Origin of the sequence: Streptomyces sp. NPDC006552 (assembly GCF_040611655.1) — a bacterium.
Lineage (GTDB): Bacteria > Actinomycetota > Actinomycetes > Streptomycetales > Streptomycetaceae > Streptomyces.
In genome coordinates, this window is sequence record NZ_JBEXOS010000063.1 from 1 (window position 1) to 18,352 (window position 18,352).

General features: G+C 73.7%; 14 protein-coding genes. 7 read left to right on the top strand and 7 right to left on the bottom strand.

Features of this window, described 5'->3' with window-relative positions; translation table 11 throughout:
- From ABZY33_RS28570 to ABZY33_RS28595, 6 genes are all read left to right on the top strand, one after another.
- On the top strand, positions 1-214 hold a 214-nt coding region (locus ABZY33_RS28570), incomplete at its 5' end, for a DUF3459 domain-containing protein (protein WP_356494568.1).
- 177 nt (positions 215-391) lie between these two features.
- A complete protein-coding gene (locus ABZY33_RS28575) occupies positions 392-2,587 on the top strand; it encodes a hypothetical protein (RefSeq protein WP_356494569.1) in 2,196 nt (731 codons plus the stop codon).
- Positions 2,588-2,626: 39 nt separating this feature from the next.
- The gene (locus tag ABZY33_RS28580; protein WP_356494570.1) at positions 2,627-4,231 is read left to right on the top strand and encodes an amino acid ABC transporter substrate-binding protein; all 1,605 of its coding nucleotides are present in this window, start codon (positions 2,627-2,629) and stop codon (positions 4,229-4,231) included.
- A 73-nt stretch (positions 4,232-4,304) separates the two neighbouring features.
- Entirely contained in the window at positions 4,305-5,105 is an 801-nt protein-coding gene (locus tag ABZY33_RS28585; protein ID WP_356494571.1) for a DUF3152 domain-containing protein, read from the top strand.
- Positions 5,106-5,341: 236 nt separating this feature from the next.
- Positions 5,342-6,838 (top strand): FUSC family protein, encoded by a 1,497-nt coding sequence (locus ABZY33_RS28590; RefSeq protein WP_356494572.1) that lies wholly within the window; start codon positions 5,342-5,344, stop codon positions 6,836-6,838.
- A gap of 95 nt (positions 6,839-6,933) precedes the next feature.
- Entirely contained in the window at positions 6,934-7,968 is a 1,035-nt protein-coding gene (locus ABZY33_RS28595) for a lactonase family protein (protein ID WP_356494573.1), read from the top strand.
- A 314-nt stretch (positions 7,969-8,282) separates the two neighbouring features.
- Here the strand turns inward: ABZY33_RS28595 and ABZY33_RS28600 are convergent, their stop codons facing one another.
- Positions 8,283-9,218 (bottom strand): hypothetical protein, encoded by a 936-nt coding sequence (locus tag ABZY33_RS28600; protein ID WP_356494574.1) that lies wholly within the window; start codon positions 9,216-9,218, stop codon positions 8,283-8,285.
- A gap of 127 nt (positions 9,219-9,345) precedes the next feature.
- Positions 9,346-10,338 (bottom strand): BadF/BadG/BcrA/BcrD ATPase family protein, encoded by a 993-nt coding sequence (locus tag ABZY33_RS28605; RefSeq protein WP_356494575.1) that lies wholly within the window; start codon positions 10,336-10,338, stop codon positions 9,346-9,348.
- Positions 10,339-10,496: 158 nt separating this feature from the next.
- On the opposite strand from ABZY33_RS28605, the gene ABZY33_RS28610 reads away from it, so the two are divergent.
- The gene (locus ABZY33_RS28610; protein ID WP_356494576.1) at positions 10,497-11,174 is read left to right on the top strand and encodes a uracil-DNA glycosylase; all 678 of its coding nucleotides are present in this window, start codon (positions 10,497-10,499) and stop codon (positions 11,172-11,174) included.
- Positions 11,175-11,187: 13 nt separating this feature from the next.
- Here the strand turns inward: ABZY33_RS28610 and ABZY33_RS28615 are convergent, their stop codons facing one another.
- The 5 genes from ABZY33_RS28615 to ABZY33_RS28635 all read right to left on the bottom strand — a co-directional run bounded on the left by ABZY33_RS28615 (position 11,188) and on the right by ABZY33_RS28635 (position 18,175).
- Positions 11,188-12,276 carry an exo-alpha-sialidase gene (locus ABZY33_RS28615; protein ID WP_356494577.1) on the bottom strand — a complete coding sequence of 363 codons (1,089 nt, stop codon included), beginning with the start codon at positions 12,274-12,276 and terminating at the stop codon, positions 11,188-11,190.
- Positions 12,277-12,368: 92 nt separating this feature from the next.
- Complete coding sequence (locus ABZY33_RS28620; protein WP_356494578.1) at positions 12,369-14,402, bottom strand: ABC transporter ATP-binding protein; 2,034 nt, start codon at positions 14,400-14,402, stop codon at positions 12,369-12,371.
- Positions 14,403-14,460: 58 nt separating this feature from the next.
- Positions 14,461-15,363, bottom strand: a complete 903-nt coding sequence (locus ABZY33_RS28625; protein ID WP_356494579.1) for an ABC transporter permease — start codon at positions 15,361-15,363, stop codon at positions 14,461-14,463.
- Positions 15,360-16,310 carry an ABC transporter permease gene (locus ABZY33_RS28630; protein WP_356494580.1) on the bottom strand — a complete coding sequence of 317 codons (951 nt, stop codon included), beginning with the start codon at positions 16,308-16,310 and terminating at the stop codon, positions 15,360-15,362. The genes ABZY33_RS28625 and ABZY33_RS28630 overlap by 4 nt, the downstream gene beginning before the upstream one ends.
- Complete coding sequence (locus ABZY33_RS28635) at positions 16,307-18,175, bottom strand: peptide ABC transporter substrate-binding protein (protein ID WP_356494581.1); 1,869 nt, start codon at positions 18,173-18,175, stop codon at positions 16,307-16,309. The genes ABZY33_RS28630 and ABZY33_RS28635 overlap by 4 nt, the downstream gene beginning before the upstream one ends.
- Positions 18,176-18,352 lie beyond the last annotated feature (177 nt).

Consider the following 18,352-nt stretch of genomic DNA (forward strand, 5'->3'; position numbering starts at 1 on the left):
CGGCGCCGGCGCCGACGTGCGGTGGCGCGACGACGCCCCCGAGGGGCTCCTCCACTTCGAGCGGCCCGGCTTCGCCTGCACCGTCAACACCACCGGCAGCCCCGCCCGCCTTCCCGCGCCCGGCCGGGTGCTGCTCTCCTCCGGTCCGGTCGCGGTCGAGGACGGCTCCGTCGAACTGCCCGCCGACACCACCGTGTGGTGGGAGACGGCCTGAGGCGCCGGCGCGCGCTGAGGGGGGCCGGTCCGGGACCGGCCCCCTCAGCCCGGTCACCCGGCCCGGAACGCGCGGCGTCGCGCCAATGTGGTGTACATGTCGCATGTGTTCGCTAACCTGACGCCACTGCACGAAGATCCGATCAGGGACGGCTGAGCGCCGGGGGCTGAGGGGCCTGTGGGGGACGATCTCGGATTCGACACGCTGCTCGGGCACGACGGCCTGGTCGCCAGGCTCGTCGGACGGACGCGGACCGGACGCAACAGGGAACCGCTGTTCGGCCCCGACCTGCCCGTGGTGCTGCTCGTCGGCGGGCCCGGCATGGGCAAGGGACGGCTGCTCGCCTGCGTCCAGCGACACTTCAAGCCGCGGGTCCCCGTCGCGTACGTGGACTGCGCCGCCGCGGACCTGCGCGTCCCGCCCGACGCACCCCTGCGCACCCGTTCGGAGATGACCGAGGTCCTGCGCAAAGTGGCCCTCGACTACCACGACTGGGACGGCGACGGCGGGCCGGTCCCGGTCCCGCGGCTGTACGCCGGCCTCGCCGCCGTGACCGCGAGCGACGCCCGGGCCGCCGCGAACGACCTCGTGCGCGAGGTGCGCCGGCTCGACGAACTGCTGCCCCCGGCGGCGTTCTGGCGCGGAGTGCTGCGCGGCACGGTGCGGAACTACGCCGGCTTCCTCGCGGGCCTGGTCACCGCCCCGGTGCTCGGCCCGTTCGTCAACGCCCTGATCGACGGGCTGCTGGCCCGCGCCTCCGCCGACGGCCGGAAGACCCTCACCGAGTTCTACGGGACGTACCCCGGCGCCGGCGGCCAGCCCAGATCGGGGCTGCGCGGCCTCGCCGCCGACTTCCAGCGGGGCGGGGAGTCCCGGCGGGTCGCGGAGGGCTTTCTGTTCCGGGCCCTGCGCGCCGACATCGAGGCCGCGCACCGCTCGGTGCGCGGCCGGGTCGCTCGCTCCGGCCGCCCCGTGCTCCTGATCGACCACGCCGACACGGAACTCGGCCGCCACCTGCTCGGACCGGTCCTGGAGGACCGGGAGCGGCAACGCCACGACCGCCTCGTCATCCTGGCGACGGCCCGGCGCGAGGACGGCGGCCGCTTCCTCTACCACGCCGGCCGCGAACCGGCCGCCCCCGCGGTGTGGAACGCCGCCACCGGCGGCCTCCCGCAGTGGGAGCGCCCCGCGGGCACCGACCCCGAGGGGGCGCCGCTGTGGCGCGGCGTGCTGCTGGTGCGGATGCCCCGGCTGACCCGCGACGAACAGCGCACCGCGAACGAGGAGAGGCACGGCGGCCTCGTCGGCCTCGGCCACGCCGCCCGCTCCCGGATCAACACCGGCATCCACCGGCTCAGCGCCGGCCGGCCGCTGGTCGTGACCCGGCTCGGCGAGGCCACCGCGGCCCTGCCCGCGCAGGAGTGGGAGGTGTGCACCGACTGGTCCCTCCTGGACGGCCGGCTGCCCGCCACCGAACACACCCAGGACCGGCCGGTGGCCGACGTGCTCCTGGACGAACTCGTCGTCCGGCAGCACCCGGAGGAACTGCCGCCCGCCCACCGCGGGCACTGGCTCGACCTGCTCAGCCACCTCTCGGTCGCCCACGACGCCGAGTGCGCCCAGGCCGTGCTCCGGGTCGCGCAGGAGGGCCGCGCGCACCCGCTGACGGCGTACCGCGCCGCCGAACTCCTGGAGGACAGCGGCTGGCCGCCCTGCCCCCGGCACTTCATCGGCGACCTCGGACTGCGCCGGCTGCTGATGCGCCGCCTGTACCGCCTGCGGCCGGACGGCGGCGCCTGGCACACCGCCCACGCCGTCCTGCAAGGCCACTACCGCGACCTCGGCGACGACCACCCGGACGCCCGGTTCGGCACCGCCGCCGCCCACCGCATGCACCATCTGCTCGCCTCCGACGGCACCGAACACGTCACGCGCTACCTCTCGGACGCCTTCCTGACCCGCCCCGCGCGCGCGTGGTGCGAGGAGCTGCTCGCCATCGCCGACGCGCCGCTGCTCGGCCGGGACGACCGGCGCCTGGACCACGCGCACGGCGAGATCCACGTGCCGGGCGACGCTCAGCGCCGCAGGATCCACCGGCTGCTGAACGCGGCCTGGCTGAGCGGCGAGCGGACCTGGCCGCTCGCCGACACCGTGCCCGGCGTGCTCCGGGACGAACTGGGCGGCCTCAGTGAACGGCTGGCCCACCTCGCGGACGAGGCCCTGGCGGGCCTGGGCCCCTACGGGGTGGACGCCGACAAGGCGGCCGAGGGCGCTGAACAGCTCGCCCGGGTGGCCCGTGAATGGGGCGACCGGGCCGACGCACGGCAGCCGCTGAAGCGCTGCGCGTGCACCCAGCACATCGGATTCGGCTGACCGGACCGGACCGGACGCGACGAGGAGGGGTGGGCCAAGGTGTGGGACTCGTTGTACGTCGTCTTCTGGGCGACGCTGTGGAGGCGGAGCCTGACAGTGTGCGGGATCGCCCTGGTGACCGTCGCCGCCGTCCTGCTCTGGCCCGGTCCGAAGGGGCCGGAGAGCTGCGCCACGGGGGTCGAGAAGAGCGCGGGTGAATGCATCGGCGCCAACGGCACCGGCTACGACTTCGGCACCGACGAGATCACCGCCGTGGCCCGGGCGATCGGCAAGGAGAACGAGACGTTCGTCGGGGACAAACCCCATGTGACCGTTGCCATGGTGCTGCCCCTGCACCCCGGACTGGACGCCGAGCGCGCGCAGCTGCGCAGCGAGATCCAGGGCGCCTACCTCGCCCAGTACCGTGCGAACCGCACCGAACAGGCGCCGCTGCTGCGGCTGGTCCTCGCCAACCCCGGTCGCGACTACGGGCAACAGGCCAAGGTCGTCGACCAGTTGGAGGCCATGGCGCACGACAAGCGGGAGAACCTGCGGGCCGTCACCGGCTTCAACCTGAGCCTGAAGGAGACCAAGACGGCCATCACCCGCCTGACGAAGGAGCTGGGCATCCCGGTCCTCGCCAGCCGCATCAGCGGCGACGACCCGGCCAACCCCGAACCCGGCCAGGACCAGCAGCCCTACCCCGGCCTGGCCCGCATCATCCCGACCAACACCGACCAGGCCGCGGCCCTGGCCGACTTCCACGGCGGCCTCAAGGACGCGGAGACCGTCCTCGTCAAGGACACCCGGCCGGGCGACATCTACAACGCCTCCCTGGCCCGCGCGTTCAGCCACAAGGAGGAGGGCCCGCCCGGCCCGAAGGACCAGCCCTTCCGCTCGCCCGCCATCACCGAACTCGGCGACACCGGCAACGACTTCAGGGAGATCAGCCTCAACCTCTGCGTCTCCGGCGCGCACTACGTGTACTTCGCCGGCCGCCCGGTGCACCTGCGCCTGTTCGCCCTGAAGCTCGCCGAGACCTCCTGCCACGGGAAGAAGTACACGATCGTCAGCGGTTCCGGCTCCGCCACCCTCAACCGCTACCTGTCGGACGAGGACTGGCGGACCCTGCGCGGCGGCAGCGGCGCCGGTGAGCCCACCGTGACCGTCCAGTACACGGCCCCCGGCCACCCCGGTGCCTGGGACGCGGCGCTGCGCGCGTGGGACCGCAAGCACCACGACCCCAGAACGCGCCCCGCCTACCTCACGGAACCCCAGAGCGAACTGACCGACCTGCGCCGGCTGATCCAGCGCAGGTCCGCGGGCGAGATCGGCCCCGTGCGGCTCGACGACTCCCGCACCATGCTGGTCCACGACGGCGTCAGCACCATCGCCGCGGCCGTCTTCCTCGCCAATGCGCAGACCGAGGGGACCATCCCGCCGCTGCGCCGGATCACCGCGCAGTGGCCGCGCCTGGAGGCCCGCCACCGCGTCGTGGGGACCAGCGGCTGGATCTGCCTCACCAACGCGGGCAACGCCTATGACAAGCCCGTCGCCGTGGTGGAGCTCGACCCCCGCACCCGCCAGGTCGACTTCGTCGGCCTCGGCTGGCCCAGGGGCCACGCACAGCCGGTCGAATGCGTGGTGCCGAGCGGCGAGGGCTGAACCGCCCGGGGCGGCCGGGGTCCGGAACGCACCGGGTGGCAGGATCGGAGCGTCCACGATCCAGGGGGGCGGAGTGAACCGAGGACGCCGACGGCAGGGAGCACGGCGCGCCGGGAAGGCACGAAGACGCCTGACGCACCTGCTGCTGCCGTGCGCGGTGCTCGCCGCCGTGCTCTGCGCGAGCGGCGGCGCGTACGCCTACTGGCAGCACACCAGGGAACTCGCCGTCGCCCGCTGCGTACGGGCGGGGGAGCGGCCCGGCGACGGCGCGGGCGGGGCGCTGACCGGCGCCGCGCCGGGGGTGCTGCCGGTGGTCGGGCCCGGCACCTTCGCCGTGGCGCGCGGCGGCGGCGCCGTGGCCGGCACGGGGCACCGGCTGCGGCGCTACAAGGTGCTGGTCGAGGACGGCATCGGGATCCGGGCCGACGACGCCGCGCGGGAGATAGCGGGCATCCTGGGCGACCCGCGCGGCTGGAGCCACGACGGCGCCGACTCCTTCCAGCTCGTCGGCTCGGGCCCCCGGGACTTCGTCGTCAAGATCGCGACCCCGCACACGGTGGACTGCCTCTGCGGCTCCGCGGGCCTGGACACCGGCGGCGAGGTCAACTGCAGCGTCGGGCAGTCGGTCGTCGTCAACCTGCGGCGCTGGGTGGCCGGCTCACCGGAGTTCGACGGGCCGATCGGGGAGTACCGCGCCCTGATCGTCAACCACGAGGTGGGCCACCGCATCGGACACGGGCACGAGACGTGCCCGGGAGCCGGCCGGCCCGCTCCCGCGATGATGCAGCAGATCAAGGGCCTGCACGGCTGCACCGCCAACGCCTGGCCCTACGACCGCGCGGGCAGCTACCTCGGCGGCCCGCACGTGGCCTGACCCCGGGCCGCCCACCTGGTCCGTTGGCCCTCCACCGGCCGTCCGGAGACCGCGTCCACCGGGCCAATGGCTCAGCCTTTCCGTCCCCAGTTGAACCACCAGCCTCACAGGTGTTGTGATGGCCGGGTCGATGGCGTCGCGGATCCCCTGGGATCTCCGTGGCGCCTTACTCATGTCGGGACTCATACCGCGACGCCGGTCGCGGTGCACCTGAGGTGCGGGAGGGGTGGGACACCGTGCTGAAGAGGGCCTTCGTGGCGCCGGACCCGGGCCGGGCGCGACTGCGGTTCGCGAGCCGGGCGGTCCTCGGGATCGCGGGCGCCGTGGCGGTGTGCGGCGTGGCCGGACACGGGCTGACGGCCGCCGTCACGGGCGGCCTGGCCGCGCTGCTCGCCCTGTTCACCGTGACCGACGCGACGGTCCGCGGCCAAGCGGTGACGACGGCGCTGCTGCCGGTCGCCGGCCTCCCGGTGCTGGCGCTCGCGGCCTTGCTGCACGCCGAGCCCCTCGCCCGCGACCTGGTCTTCCTCGCCGTCGTCGGAGCGGGCGTGTATGCGCGGCGCTGGGGGCCGCGCGGCCATGCGCTGGGCGTGTTCGCCTTCATGACCTACTTCGCCGCACAGTTCCTGCACACCACCCCCGGACAGCTGCCGCAGCTGTACGCGGCGGTGCTGCTGTCGCTCGCCACCGCCGCCGCCGTGCGGTTCGGGGCGTGGTGCTACGAGCGCGGCGCCCCGCCGCCCGCCGCCGTGCCCCAGCCCGCCGCCGCCCGGGGCCTCGCCCGCATCACGACCCGGCAGGCCGTGCAGGCGACCGCGGGCGCGGGCTTCGCGCTCGCCGCCGGACAGCTCCTGTCCGACCAGCGCTGGTACTGGGCGGTCGGCGCCACCTGGTGGGTCTTCGTCAACACCACCTCGCGCGGGGAGACCCTGGTCCGCGGCTTCCGGCGGCTCCTGGGCACCCTGCTCGGCATCGTGCTCGGCTTCCTGGTCGCCGTGCCGCTGCACGACGAGCCCGTCGCCGCCGCCCTGGTGATCGCGGCCGGTGTCTTCGGCATCTTCTACACCGCCGCCGTCTCCTACACCTGGATGATGCTCTCCGTCACCCTCATGGCGAGCATGCTGTACGGGCTCCTGGGCGTCCTCGATCCCGCGCTGCTGGCCCTGCGGGTGGCGGAGACGGCCGTCGGAGCGCTGGGCGCCGTCCTCGCCGTGCTCCTCGTCCTGCCCGTCACCACGCACTCCGTCACCGACGCCTGGGTCGAACGCGCCCTGCGGTGCGTGCACGCCTGCACCGCCGAGGCCGCCGCCCGGCTCGCGGGGGACGCCGGCGCCGACCCCGCCCCGCGCGTCGCCGAACTGGAGGCCCTGCTCGGCCGCGTACGCCTGTCCCTGGCCCCGCTCGTGCACCCGCTCACTCCGCTGCGGGCCCGCAAGGGCCGGGCCCGGCAGGTGCTCGCCCTGCTCGACGACTGCGCGCGCGAGGTGCGCGGGCTCGCCTCGGTCGCCGCAGACCCGGAGGCTTCGCACGACGCCCGGCTCGCCGCCGCCTGCTGGCGCGTGGAGAGCGCCGTCGAAGCGCTGACCGCCCCCGCCCCGTACTCGCGCGTGGACGCCGCGCCCCGCACGGCCGAGGCCGAACCCGTCCTGGCCCACCTGCACGCCCTGGAACAGGCCCTCGTCGAGCTCGCCGTACCGCTGCGCGGAGACCGGCGCGCGAGCCTCGGCGCGTAGCTCCTCCCCGGGTGGCCCGCCCTGACACGGTCCGGTGCGGACCCACTGCTACGGTCGGCGCGCGGGCACCGGCCCGCAGGCCGAAAGGGGAAGCAGTGACCGGCAGACAGTCAGGGCGCGCCTACATCGGATCGTTCACCGCGGCGGGCGGACCCGGCATCACCACGGCGTCCGTGGACGCCGTGGACGGTTCGCTGACGCTCCTCGCCGCCACGGACACCACACCCGACCCCTCGTACCTGGCGCTCGCGGGTGACCTGCTCTACGCGGTCAGCGAGACCGCGGAGGGATCGGTCACCGCCTTCCGCACGGACACCACACCCGTGACGCCGGCCGGCAAGCCCGCCCCCGTCGACGGCGAGGGGCCCACGCATCTGTCCCGGTGGGGCGGGCACGTGCTCACCGCCAACTACGGCTCCGGCAGCGTCACCGCGCTCCCGCTGCGCGCCGACGGCACCTTGGACCCGGTCGGCCGCGACGTGCTGCGGCACACCGGCTCGGGCCCGCACCCGCAGCGACAGCAGGGCCCGCACGCCCACCAGGTCCTGCCGGATCCGAGCGGCGCCTGGCTGGTCAGTGTCGACCTCGGCACCGACTCGGTCCGCGTCTGCTCCCTCACCGACGGCCGGCTCACCGTCCACCACGAGACCGCCCTGCGCCCCGGTTCGGGCCCGCGCCACCTGGCCTTCCACCCGTCCGGCAGCCACGCGTACGTCCTGAACGAACTCGCCCCCACCCTCACGGTCTGCGCGTGGGACGCCACGGCCGGGCTGCTCAAGCCGCTCACGGAGCTGCCGGTCCTGGCCGACGCCCCGCGCGGGGACGCCTTCCCCTCGGAGGTAGTCGTCGCCCCCGACGGCCGCTTCCTGTGGACCGCGACCCGCGGCGAGGACGTCATCTCCCACTTCGCCCTGGACGCCACCGGCGGCCGCCCGACCCTCGTCTCGACGACCCCCTGCGGCGGCCACTGGCCCCGCGACCTGGCCCTGCACCCCTCGGGCCGGCACCTCTACGCGGCGAACGAGCGCTCCGGCGACATCACCTGGTTCTCCCTGGACCCGCAGTCAGGCACCCCCACGAGAACCGCCTCCCTGCGCACCCCGGCCCCGTCCTGCATCGTCTTCAGCTAACGCCTCCCAGCACTCCCACCCGGCCCGCCGAATCTCCTGTCCCGCCCGCCGATGCTTCCCACCCCGCGGGCGACACTCTCAGCCCGCCGGGCGACACTCCCAGCCCGTTCGCTGACACTTCCCATCCCGCGCTGGCCAAGCTTCCCAGCCACGTCCGCCGAAACTCCCAGCCCGTCCGCCGAAACTCCCAGCCACGTCCGCCGAAACTCCCAGCCCGTCCGGCGATTGAGGACAATCTTTCAGGGCGCGCTGACAACCAGGGCCGAACGACAGCGGGCCCGGGACACCAAGTCCCGGGCCCGCCGCAGCACGGCTCAACCGCCGGAGGCAACCGGCTGGGGCGTGATCCCCAGCGCCGCCGTGTACTTCCCCAGCGCCAGCTTCCCCATCGCCGGATACGCCCCGAGCGGCTCCGCGGCAGCGCACCCCGCGTCCTTGGCGGCGGCCTCCCACACGCTCGGGTCCAGCTCGGGCCCGATGAGGTACGGCGCGAGCGCCAGCTGCTGGGAGCCGGAGCCCCGCAGCTGCTCCGCGGTCGCGGCGATGGCCCCCTCCTCGTCCAGCGCGGCGGCGATCACCGGCACAGCGAGCCGCGCGGCGAGCAGCATCCCGGTGATCCCGGCGGCCTGCGCGGCCTCCTCGCCGCCCACCGAGGCGAGGATGATGCCGTCCGCGGCGGTCGCCACGGTGAAGAGGCGGGCCCGGTCGGCACGGGCCAGACCGGCCTCCGACAGCCGCACGTGCAGCGCCTCCGCCAGCAGCGGGTGCGGGCCGAGGACGTCCGTCAGCTCCGCGGCGACGCGGCTGTCGGCGAGGGACTGGCGGATCTGGCGCAGCAGCGCGCTGTCCGGGCCCGCGAGCAGCGGCACGACGACCGCGACGGGGCCCTGGGGCGCCGTGGCCTCGACTCCCGCGGCGACGGCCCGCTCGAAGCGGTCGGTGCGCTCCTTCGCGGCGTGCGCGAGCACGGAGGCGAGGGAGGGGAACTCGGCGGAGACCGGGAAGTCGGTCGTCTCCCCGTCGACGAAGCCGACGCGCGCGTCCAGGCCGGGCAGCTCGGACCTGGCGATGCTCACGACCTCGTCGGCGAGCATGCGCGTCGCGGCGCTGGGCGTGCCGGGCACGGCCAGCACGAGGGCCGGTGCGCCCTCGGGAGCGGCCACGGGTTCCGGACGACGGTGGCGTCCGGGCTGGCGAGGTCGCGGCATTCGTACAGGCAGGCCGGAAGCGGGCCCGTTGGGGGAGCTCATGCGGCCGCATGCTACTGGCTCGCCGCGCCCCGCTGCTCGGTCAGGGGCCAGCTGAGCGGTATCCGTCCGCGATTGTCCGTTCAGTCACGGATGGCACAAGTGTCCTGGTCCGCAGGGGTGCGGGGCCCTACGGGACGTACAGCAGCCGCCCCTCGCACGGTAGCCGCAGGCCGCCCGAGGCGAGTGCCCCGGCGAGGACGAGGGAGCCGTGGAGCGGGTCGCCCGCGGCGGTGCGCGCGGTGGCACCGGGGAGCAGTGCGGCCAGTTCCTCGCGGAGCGGAGCGAGCAGCGGCTCGCCGATCTTGAACAGACCGCCCGTGAGAGCGACGTCCCCGCCGCCCGCCGGGCAGACCGCTGCCGCCGCCTCGGCGATGTGCCGCGCCCCGGCGCGCAGGATCCCGGCGGCGACCGGGTCGTGCGCCGCGCAGCCGGCCACATCCGGGGCGAACGAGGCCAGCGCGGCGGGCCGGTCGGTACGCGGGTAGATCCGGCCGGGCAGTTCACCCGCGGGCCCGAACCGCTCCTCGGCGCGGGCGAGCAGCGCCGCGCTGCCCCCGCGCCGCCCGTCGAAGGCCCGCATCGCCGCGTCGAGACCGGCCCGGCCGAGCCACGCGCCGCCCCCGCTGTCGCCGAGCAGATGCCCCCAGCCGTCGGCCCGGCGCCAGGTGGCGAGGTCGGTGCCGAGGGCGATCAGGCCGGTGCCCGCGGCGACGACCGCACCGGGCCGCTGGCCCAGCGCGCCCGCGTACGCGGTGACGGCGTCCCCGGCCAACGCGAGCCGGGACACCCCCAGTTCACGCCGGAGGGCCTCTGGCAGCGCGGCCCGCAGACCGTCGCCGAGGGTCGCCATCCCGGCGGCGCCGACCGCGACGGCGGCGGGCGCCGATACGCCCGCCGCGTCCAGCAACTCCCGCGCCATCGGCAGCAGTTGCTCCAGCAGATGCGCCGGGTCGATGCCGGCGGTCACGGTGCGGACCGGCTCACGGGAGGCGGTGCGCGCGGCCTCGCCCAGGCGGTCGGCGGGTGCGAGCGCGACCCGCAGCCCGGAGCCGCCCGAGTCGACGCCGAGCACCCAGCTCGCCGCGTCCGCCGCCGTCCCGGCAGCCGGCCGCTCGTTCACCGGACGCACCCGACACCCCTTCTTCCCGTCTGCTCCTGCCCTTGCCGTCTCGTGCGCAGGGCGGACGAGGAGGAAGACTAGCGCCGTCCGGCCCCCGCGCGTCCAGGGGCGGTCCCCGTCGGGGGGACGGCCGCCGCGGGGCAGTAGAGTGACGCGTCGTGGCAGCACGACCTCTGAACGAACTTGTCGAAGCGGGCTGGGCGAAGGCCCTGGAGCCCGTGGCCGAACGCATCGCGACCATGGGGGACTTCCTGCGGTCCGAGATCGCCGCCGGCCGTACCTACCTGCCGGCCGGGGCGAACGTACTGCGCGCTTTCCAGCAGCCCTTCGACGACGTCCGGGTGCTGATCGTCGGTCAGGACCCGTATCCCACACCGGGAATGGCGATCGGACTGAGCTTCGCGGTCGCGCCCGAGGTGCGCTCGCTCCCCGGCAGCCTGGAGAACATCTTCCGGGAGATGCACGCCGACCTCGGCCTGCCCCGCCCCTCCAACGGCGACCTCACACCCTGGACGCGCCAGGGCGTGCTGCTGCTCAACCGGGCGCTGACGACGGCCCCGCGCTCGCCCGGCGCCCACCGCGGCAAGGGCTGGGAAGAGGTCACCGAGCAGGCGATCCGCGCCCTGGTCGCCCGGGGCCGGCCGCTCGTCTCGGTGCTGTGGGGCCGGGACGCGCGCAATCTGCGTCCCCTGCTCGGCGAACTGCCCGCGATCGAGTCCGCGCACCCCTCGCCGATGTCGGCGGACCGCGGCTTCTTCGGCTCCCGCCCCTTCAGCCGCACCAACGACCTGCTGACCGGTCTGGGCGCCGAACCCGTCGACTGGCGCCTGCCCTAGAGGAGACGCGGCCTCACCCCACGGCGGCGGCGCGCACGCACAGCACGTCCGGCAGGTGGGACGCCACCTGCCGCCAGCTGTCGCCGTCGTCGTGCGAGGCGTACACCTCGCCGTTGCGGTTGCCGAAGTACACACCCGCCGGGTCCGCGTCGTCCGTGCACAGCGCGTCCCGCAGGACCGTGCCGTAGTGAGCGCCCGCAGGCAGCCCCGCGGTGAGCGGCTCCCAGCTCCGTCCGGCGTCCTGGGTGCGATAGACCCGGCAGCGGCGGCCGGCCGGGACCCGGTCCGAGTCCGCGGTGATCGGGAAGACGTACGCCGTGCCGCCGCGGTGCGGATGCGCGGCGACACCGAAGCCGAACGTCGAGGGCAGTCCCGCGCCGATGTCGGTCCACCTGCCGCCCGCGTCGTCGCTGCGGTACACCCCCCAGTGGTTCTGCAGGTACAGCCGGTCCGGGTCGGCCGCGTCCCGCGCCACCTTGTGCACGCACTGCCCGAACTCCGGATCCGGATCGGGCAGGAACACGGCGGAGACCCCGGAGTTCGCCGGGGCCCAGCTCGCGCCGCCGTCCGCCGAGCGGAACACCCCGGCCGTGGAGACCGCCACCGTCAGGGCGCGCGGGTCCCGCGCGTCGGTGAGGACCGTGTGCAGCCCCTCACCGCCGCCGCCCGGCACCCACCGGGAGCGCGTCGGATGCTCCCACAGCGGGCGGCACAGTTCGAACGACTCGCCCCGGTCCGCCGAGCGGTACAGCGCCGCGGGCTCGGTGCCCGCGTACACCACGTCCGGCTCGGCCGCCGCCGGGTGCAGCTGCCAGACCCGCTCCAGGGAGGCCCCGGTGTCCTTGGGGAATCTGACGGCGGGCGAGGCCGGCTCGGTCCAGGTGCGGCCGAGGTCGTCCGAGTGGAAGACGGACGGCCCCCAGTGCGCGCTGTCCCCGCCGACGAGCAGCCGGGGCGTCGGCGCCCGGGTGTCGAGCGCGACGGAGTAGACCGCCTGCGCGTTGAAGTACGGACTCTCGTCGAATTCCCAGGGCCCGTGGGCCCGCCTGCGCCCCAGGAAGAGCCCTTTGCGGGTACCCACCGCCAGCAGTACGTCCGTCATGCCGCACACCTCCGAAACGCCGTTGTCTCCAGGTGTCCGTCAGTCTGCACCCCGCCTCTGACAATGGCCGCTTCATGCGGTTGTGTCGCAGCTCAGGCCGGCACCGCGACCCCCAGCGGGAAGTGGCACGCCACCTGGTGGTCCGGGGCGCCGGGGCGCGAGACCGGCGGCTCGGCCGTCGCGCAGACCTCCTGGGCGATCGGGCACCGGGTGCGGAACCGGCAGCCGGACGGAGGCCGTGCCGCCGACGGGGTCTCGCCCGCCAGCGGTGTGCCGCCGGCGTCCGCCTCGGGGTCCGGGACGTTCACCGTGTCGAGCAGCCCGCGCGTGTACGGGTGCAGCGGCGCGGCGTAGACCCGCTCCGCGGGGCCCGCCTCGACCAGCTTGCCGAGGTACATGACCCCGACCGTGTCGGCGAGGTAGCGGACCACGGCCAGGTCGTGCGAGATGAACAGATAGGTCAGGCCGCGTTCGCGTTGCAGCTCCCGCATCAGGTTGAGGATCTGAGCCTGCACCGACACGTCGAGCGCGGAGACCGGCTCGTCCGCCACCACCAGGTCCGGGGAGAGGGCCAGCGCCCGGGCCAGACCGAGACGCTGGCGCTGGCCGCCGGAGAACTCGTGCGGATAGCGCTGCACCGCCCCGCGCGGCAGCCCGACGGCGTCCAGCAGCTCACCGATCAGCCGCTCCTGCTCCTCGCGGCTGCCGACGCCCTGGATGACGAGCGGCTCGCGCAGGATCGCGCCGACCCGCATGCGCGGGTCCATCGCCGCCGTCGAGTCCTGGAACATCAGCTGGACGCGCCTGCGGTGCGCGCGGCGCTCGGCCCGGGAGAGCCCCGCGCGGTCGCGCCCCTCGAAGCGGACGGTCCCGGCGGTCGGCTCCTCGAGGCCCGCCACGATCCGGCCGAGCGTCGTCTTGCCGCAGCCGGACTCGCCGACCACGCCGAACGTCTCCCCCCTGCGCACCGTGAGGGACACCCCGCCGACCGCGCTGACCGTCCCCCTGGAGCGCGTGAACGGACCGCCCTTGAGCGGGAACTCCTTGACCAGGCCGGCCACTTCGACCAGGACGTCGTCGCCGGCCGTGCGCGGGGCGGGCAGCGGCGCGGGCGCCACCACCTCGTCCGGCGCCGCCGCGGGCACCTCGGGCACGGGGTGGAAGCACGCGAACCGGTGCCCCGCGCCCCGCACCTCGTCCTCGGCGAGCGCCGGCTCGCGCGTGCGGCACTCGTCCGTCGCGAACAGGCAGCGCGGCGCGAAACGGCACCCCGTCGGGCGCACCGTCAGGCTCGGCGGCAGGCCCGCGATGGTGTGCAGTTCGGTGGCGTGGTCGGCGGCCCGCTCGGGCAGCGCCGCGAACAGCGCCTCCGTGTAGCGGTGCCGGGGCCGTGCGAACAGGTCGCGTACGCCGGACTCCTCGGCGACCTTGCCCGCGTACATCACCGCCACCCGGTCGACGCGGCTGGCGATGACGCCGAGGTCGTGTGTGACCAGGATCATCGCCATGCCGAGCCGGGCGCGCAGGTCGTCGACGAGTTCCAGGATCTGGGCCTGCGTGGTCACGTCCAGGGCGGTCGTCGGTTCGTCCGCGATCAGCAGCTTCGGCTCGCAGACCAGCGCCATGGCGATGGCGACGCGCTGGCGCATGCCGCCGGACAGCTGGTGCGGGTAGGCCGTCATCCGCTCGGCCGGCTGCGGCATGCCGACCAGGCGCAGGGTCTCCTCGGCCCGCGCCCACGCCTGTTTCTTCGTGACGTCCCGGTGCAGCAGGAGCGGTTCGGCGACCTGGGCGCCGATCGTCATCGTCGGGTTCAGGGACGTCAGGGGGTCCTGGAAGACCATGCCGATGGTGTTGCCGCGGACGTCCTGGAGGACGGGGGCGGGCGCGGCGGCCAGATCGTGCCCGTCGAAGAGGATCCGGCCGCCGGTCACGGCGCCGCCGGGCGGCAGCAGGCCCAGCACGCTCAGCGCCGTCATCGTCTTGCCGCAGCCGGACTCGCCGACGATGCCGAGTGCCTCGCCGGGCGCGAGCTCCAGTGAGATGCCGTCGAGGGCGTGGACGGTGCGCTCGCGCGTGGCGATGTCGACCCGCAGGTCGTCGATCCTGAGCAGAGGCTCGGTCATGTCAGCTTCCCTAGATCCCGTGCGAATCCTGTGGTCCGGTGCGGTCGCAGACCGGCTCTCACCTGCGCAGCCGCACTTCGAAGGCGTCCCGCAGCCCGTCGCCGACGAAGTTGAACGCGGCGACGACGAGGACGATCGCGAATCCCGGCGGGAAGATCAGCCACCAGTAGCCGTTCTGCGTGTAGGTGATGCCGGCGGAGAGCATCGAGCCCCAGTCGGCGGACGGCGGCGGGATGGACAGGCCGAGGAAGGCGAGATAGCTGACGTAGAGGATGGCGTCGGCGATCTGGAACGTGCAGTTGACGATGACGGTGCCGATCGCGTTGGGCACGATGTGCGTGAAGACCGCGCGCGTGCCGCCCCCGCCCATCATCCGCATCGCCTGGACGTACTCCCGGTCGCGCAGCGACAGCGCCTCGCCGCGCACCAGGCGGGCGGGGGAGAGCCAGGCGACGCCCGCGATGATCAGGATGAGGACGCCCTTGCTGGGCGTGATGATCGCGGCGACCACGACGAGCAGGAACATCGCGGGGATGGCGAGCGCGGCGTCCGTGACGCGCATCATCGCGGCGTCGGCCCAGCCGCCGAAGTACCCGGCGACGGCGCCGTACACGGTCCCGAAGAGCGTGGCGAGCAGCCCGGCCGCGAGACCGATCTCCAGCGAGGTCCGCCCCGCGATCATCAGCCGGCCGACCATGTCGTACCCGAGGTCGGTGGTGCCGAGGAGGTGCCCCGCGCTGCCCGGCGCGAGGTTGGCCTGCGCCAGGTCGGTGTGGACCTGCTCGGTGGGGTGCACCAGCGGGCCCAGGTAGCAGAAGGCGAGCAGGAGGACGAGCAGGACGACACCGCTCAGTGCCAGTCTGTTGCCGGTGAACACGCGCAGGGTGCGGCGGGCGAGGGAGGGCGTGGCCTGCGCGGCCTCCTCCGGCCCCGGCGTCGGGGAAGTCACCGCGGTACTCATGCCACGCTCCGGATCCGGGGGTCGAGGACGGCGTACAGGATGTCGGTGAGCAGCGAGCCGAGGACGGTCGCGACGCCGACGACGAGGGTCACGCCGAGCAGGACGGGGAAGTCCGAGCCCTGCGCCGCGTTCCAGAACAGCAGCCCCATCCCCGGGTAGTTGAACATCGACTCGACGACGAGGGCGCCGCTGAACAGGGTCGGCAGGTAGAGGCCGAGGAGGGTGGCGAGCGGGATCAGCGCGTTGCGCAGCACGTGCCTGACCATGATCCGGCGGTTCGACTGGCCCTTCGCCATCGCCGTGCGCACGTAGTCCTCGGTGAGGTTGTCCAGGACCGCGGAGCGCATGTAGCGGCTGAACATGGCGACGATGCCGAACGCCATCGTCACGACCGGCAGGACCAACCCTGAGAAGTCGCCCAGCAGTTGACCGATGGTCTCGCCCTGTGGCGCCTCCGCCGGGAAGACCGGCAGCACCTGCGCGAACAGGATGATCATGATGAGGCCGAGGAAGAACACCGGTGTCGCGTACAGCAGGAAAGCGAGACCCGTCAGGGCGTAGTCGGACGCCTTGCCGCGCCGCACCGCCTGGAGCAGCCCGAGCGGGACCGCGATGACGACCGCGAGCACCGTCGACAGGACGGTGAGGAGCAGCGTCTTGGGCAGCCGCTGCTTCAGCAGGTCGAAGACGGGCGAGTTCAGCTTGTACGAGTCGCCGAGGTCGCCGGTGCACAGCCGCTTCAGGTACATGAAGTACTGCGTCGGCAGCGAACGGTCGTACCCCTGCTGGTGGTTGAAGTGCGTGATCTGCTGCGGGGTGCCCTTCGGGCCGAGGATGGCGCGGGCCGGTCCGCCCGGCAGCAGGTGCAGCAGGGTGAAGACGATGACCGAGACGAGGAACAGGACGACGAGCGCCTGGAGGAAGCGTTTGACCAGAAAGCCGGTCACTTCGCGGCCCCCTTCTCTGCGTGGTTGCCGTGCTTGCCGTTCTTGACGAAGTACCAGTGCTGCGGCGCGAACGTGACCGTCGGGTTCTGTTCGATGCCCCGCAGGTCGTTGCGGACGACGGAGACCTGGTAGGCGGGGTTGGGCATCCACATCACCGGGAGCTGCTCGGCGAGATACTCGCCGTACGCGTGGATCGCCGTCATGTCGGGCGCGTACTGCACGGCCCGGATGAGCCGGTCGGCCTTCTTGTCGCTGTAGTTGCCGAAGTTGGCGGACGCGCCGGTCGAGAAGAGCTGCTCGCCGCTCGGGTTGAGCGGGTAGTACCAGCTGCCGGCGGTGCCGAAGAACGACATGTCCCAGTCGCAGCCGGAGTCCTTCGCCGTGCAGGGCACCGAATTACCGAGCACCGAGTTGAGCGGCTGCTGACGCACGGTCAGGTCGATGCCCGCCTTGCTGAGCGAGGACTTCAGCTCCTGCATCATGTTGGTCGTCTCGGTCGAGCCGGACTGCGAGAGCAGGGTCAGCTCCAGCGGGTCGTTCCTCTCGATGCCCCGGCCGCACGCGTCGGCGCCGGTGCCGGGCCGCACGCAGCGTGCCGTCCCGTCGACCGTCTTCCAGCCGTGCGCGGACAGCAGCGCTCTGGCTTTGCCGACGGAGAACGGGTACTGGTTGTGCTCCATCTCCTTCGACAGGTACTGGCTCTTGGGCGTGACCGGCACCGGGCCCAGGGTCGGCGTCGCGCTGCCCTGCCAGATGACCTTGCTCATCGCGTCCTGGTCGACGAGGTGCTGCATCGCCTGCCGGACATACAGCCGGCTCATCGCCGGGCCCGCGTGCCGGGAGTTGAAGTTGTAGACGATGTAGGTCGCCGCCCAGCCCTCCCACGGGTCGACGCGGTACCCCTTGGCCTGGAACTTCTCCTTCTGCGCCAGCACCGACGGCGGGATGTAGCCGTAGTCGACGCCGCCGGAGCGCAGCACGTTGTACTCCGAGTCGGCGGTGGTGAACGGCTTGAAGACGACCTTGTCGAGGTGCGGGCGCTCGGACTGCGGTCCGGTGTACTTCTCGTTCGGGACGATCGTCACCTGCCCGGTGTCCCGCCAGCCCGCCAGCTTCCAGGGCCCGTTGACGGTCTTCCACAGCGGGTCGCTGCCGTAGGAGCCGAGGCTCTTCGCGTGCCGCTGGAGCCGGGCGAAGACCGCCTTGGCGCCCTGCGTCGTCCGGTCGAAGTCGCCGGTCCTCCCGCCGTCCTCGGTGGCGTCCCAGGCGTGCTGCGGCAGTGCGCGCAGCAGGTACAGCTGGTTCGCGGTGAACCAGTCCGGGTTGTAGGCGCGGTCGAGGCGGAGGCGGACCGTGTGGTCGTCGACGACCTCGAACTTCTTCACGTTGTCCGGCATCGTGCCGACCGAGTAGTTGCCCCACTCGGCCTTGTTCGCCTTGACGAGGTTGAACCAGAACTCCAGGTCGCGGGCGGTCACTTCCGTCCCGTCGGACCACCTGACCCCGGAGCGCAGCGGCACGGTGACGGTCCTGTTCCCGTCGCTGTACGCCGGCTTCAGGCCGAGGGTGCCGGGCCCGGTGGTGGTCAGCTCGCCCTTCTCCTGCACCGCGTCATAGACCGGCAGGTACAGAAGTGTCTGGATCGCGTAGTTGTAGGAGCCGCCGTATCCGGGGGCGCCGATCGGGAAGATCCAGTTGGGCGTGGCCGCGGGCGGCAGCGCCATGGTGGCCGTGCCGCCCTCGACCGGGGTGCCGCCGGTGGGTCCCATCGCGATCCGGCCGCCCTCGTGCGTGCAGCCGGTGAGCGCCACCAGCGACGCCGCGAGGGCGAGCGCGGCGGACGCCGTTGACCTGAGGGAACGCATGCCGAAGGGCCTCCAAGGGAACAGGAGCCTGCTCCGTGCCACAGATCGACGGAGGGCGCCCGCAACGTAAGGCGGCCGTTCGAATCAAGTCAATAGGTTCATTCGGAAAGTGCGGCAATCCGCCGGAGACCCTGGTCAACTTGGTTCGGCCACGGCTACTGTTCCGTCCGGTACCGA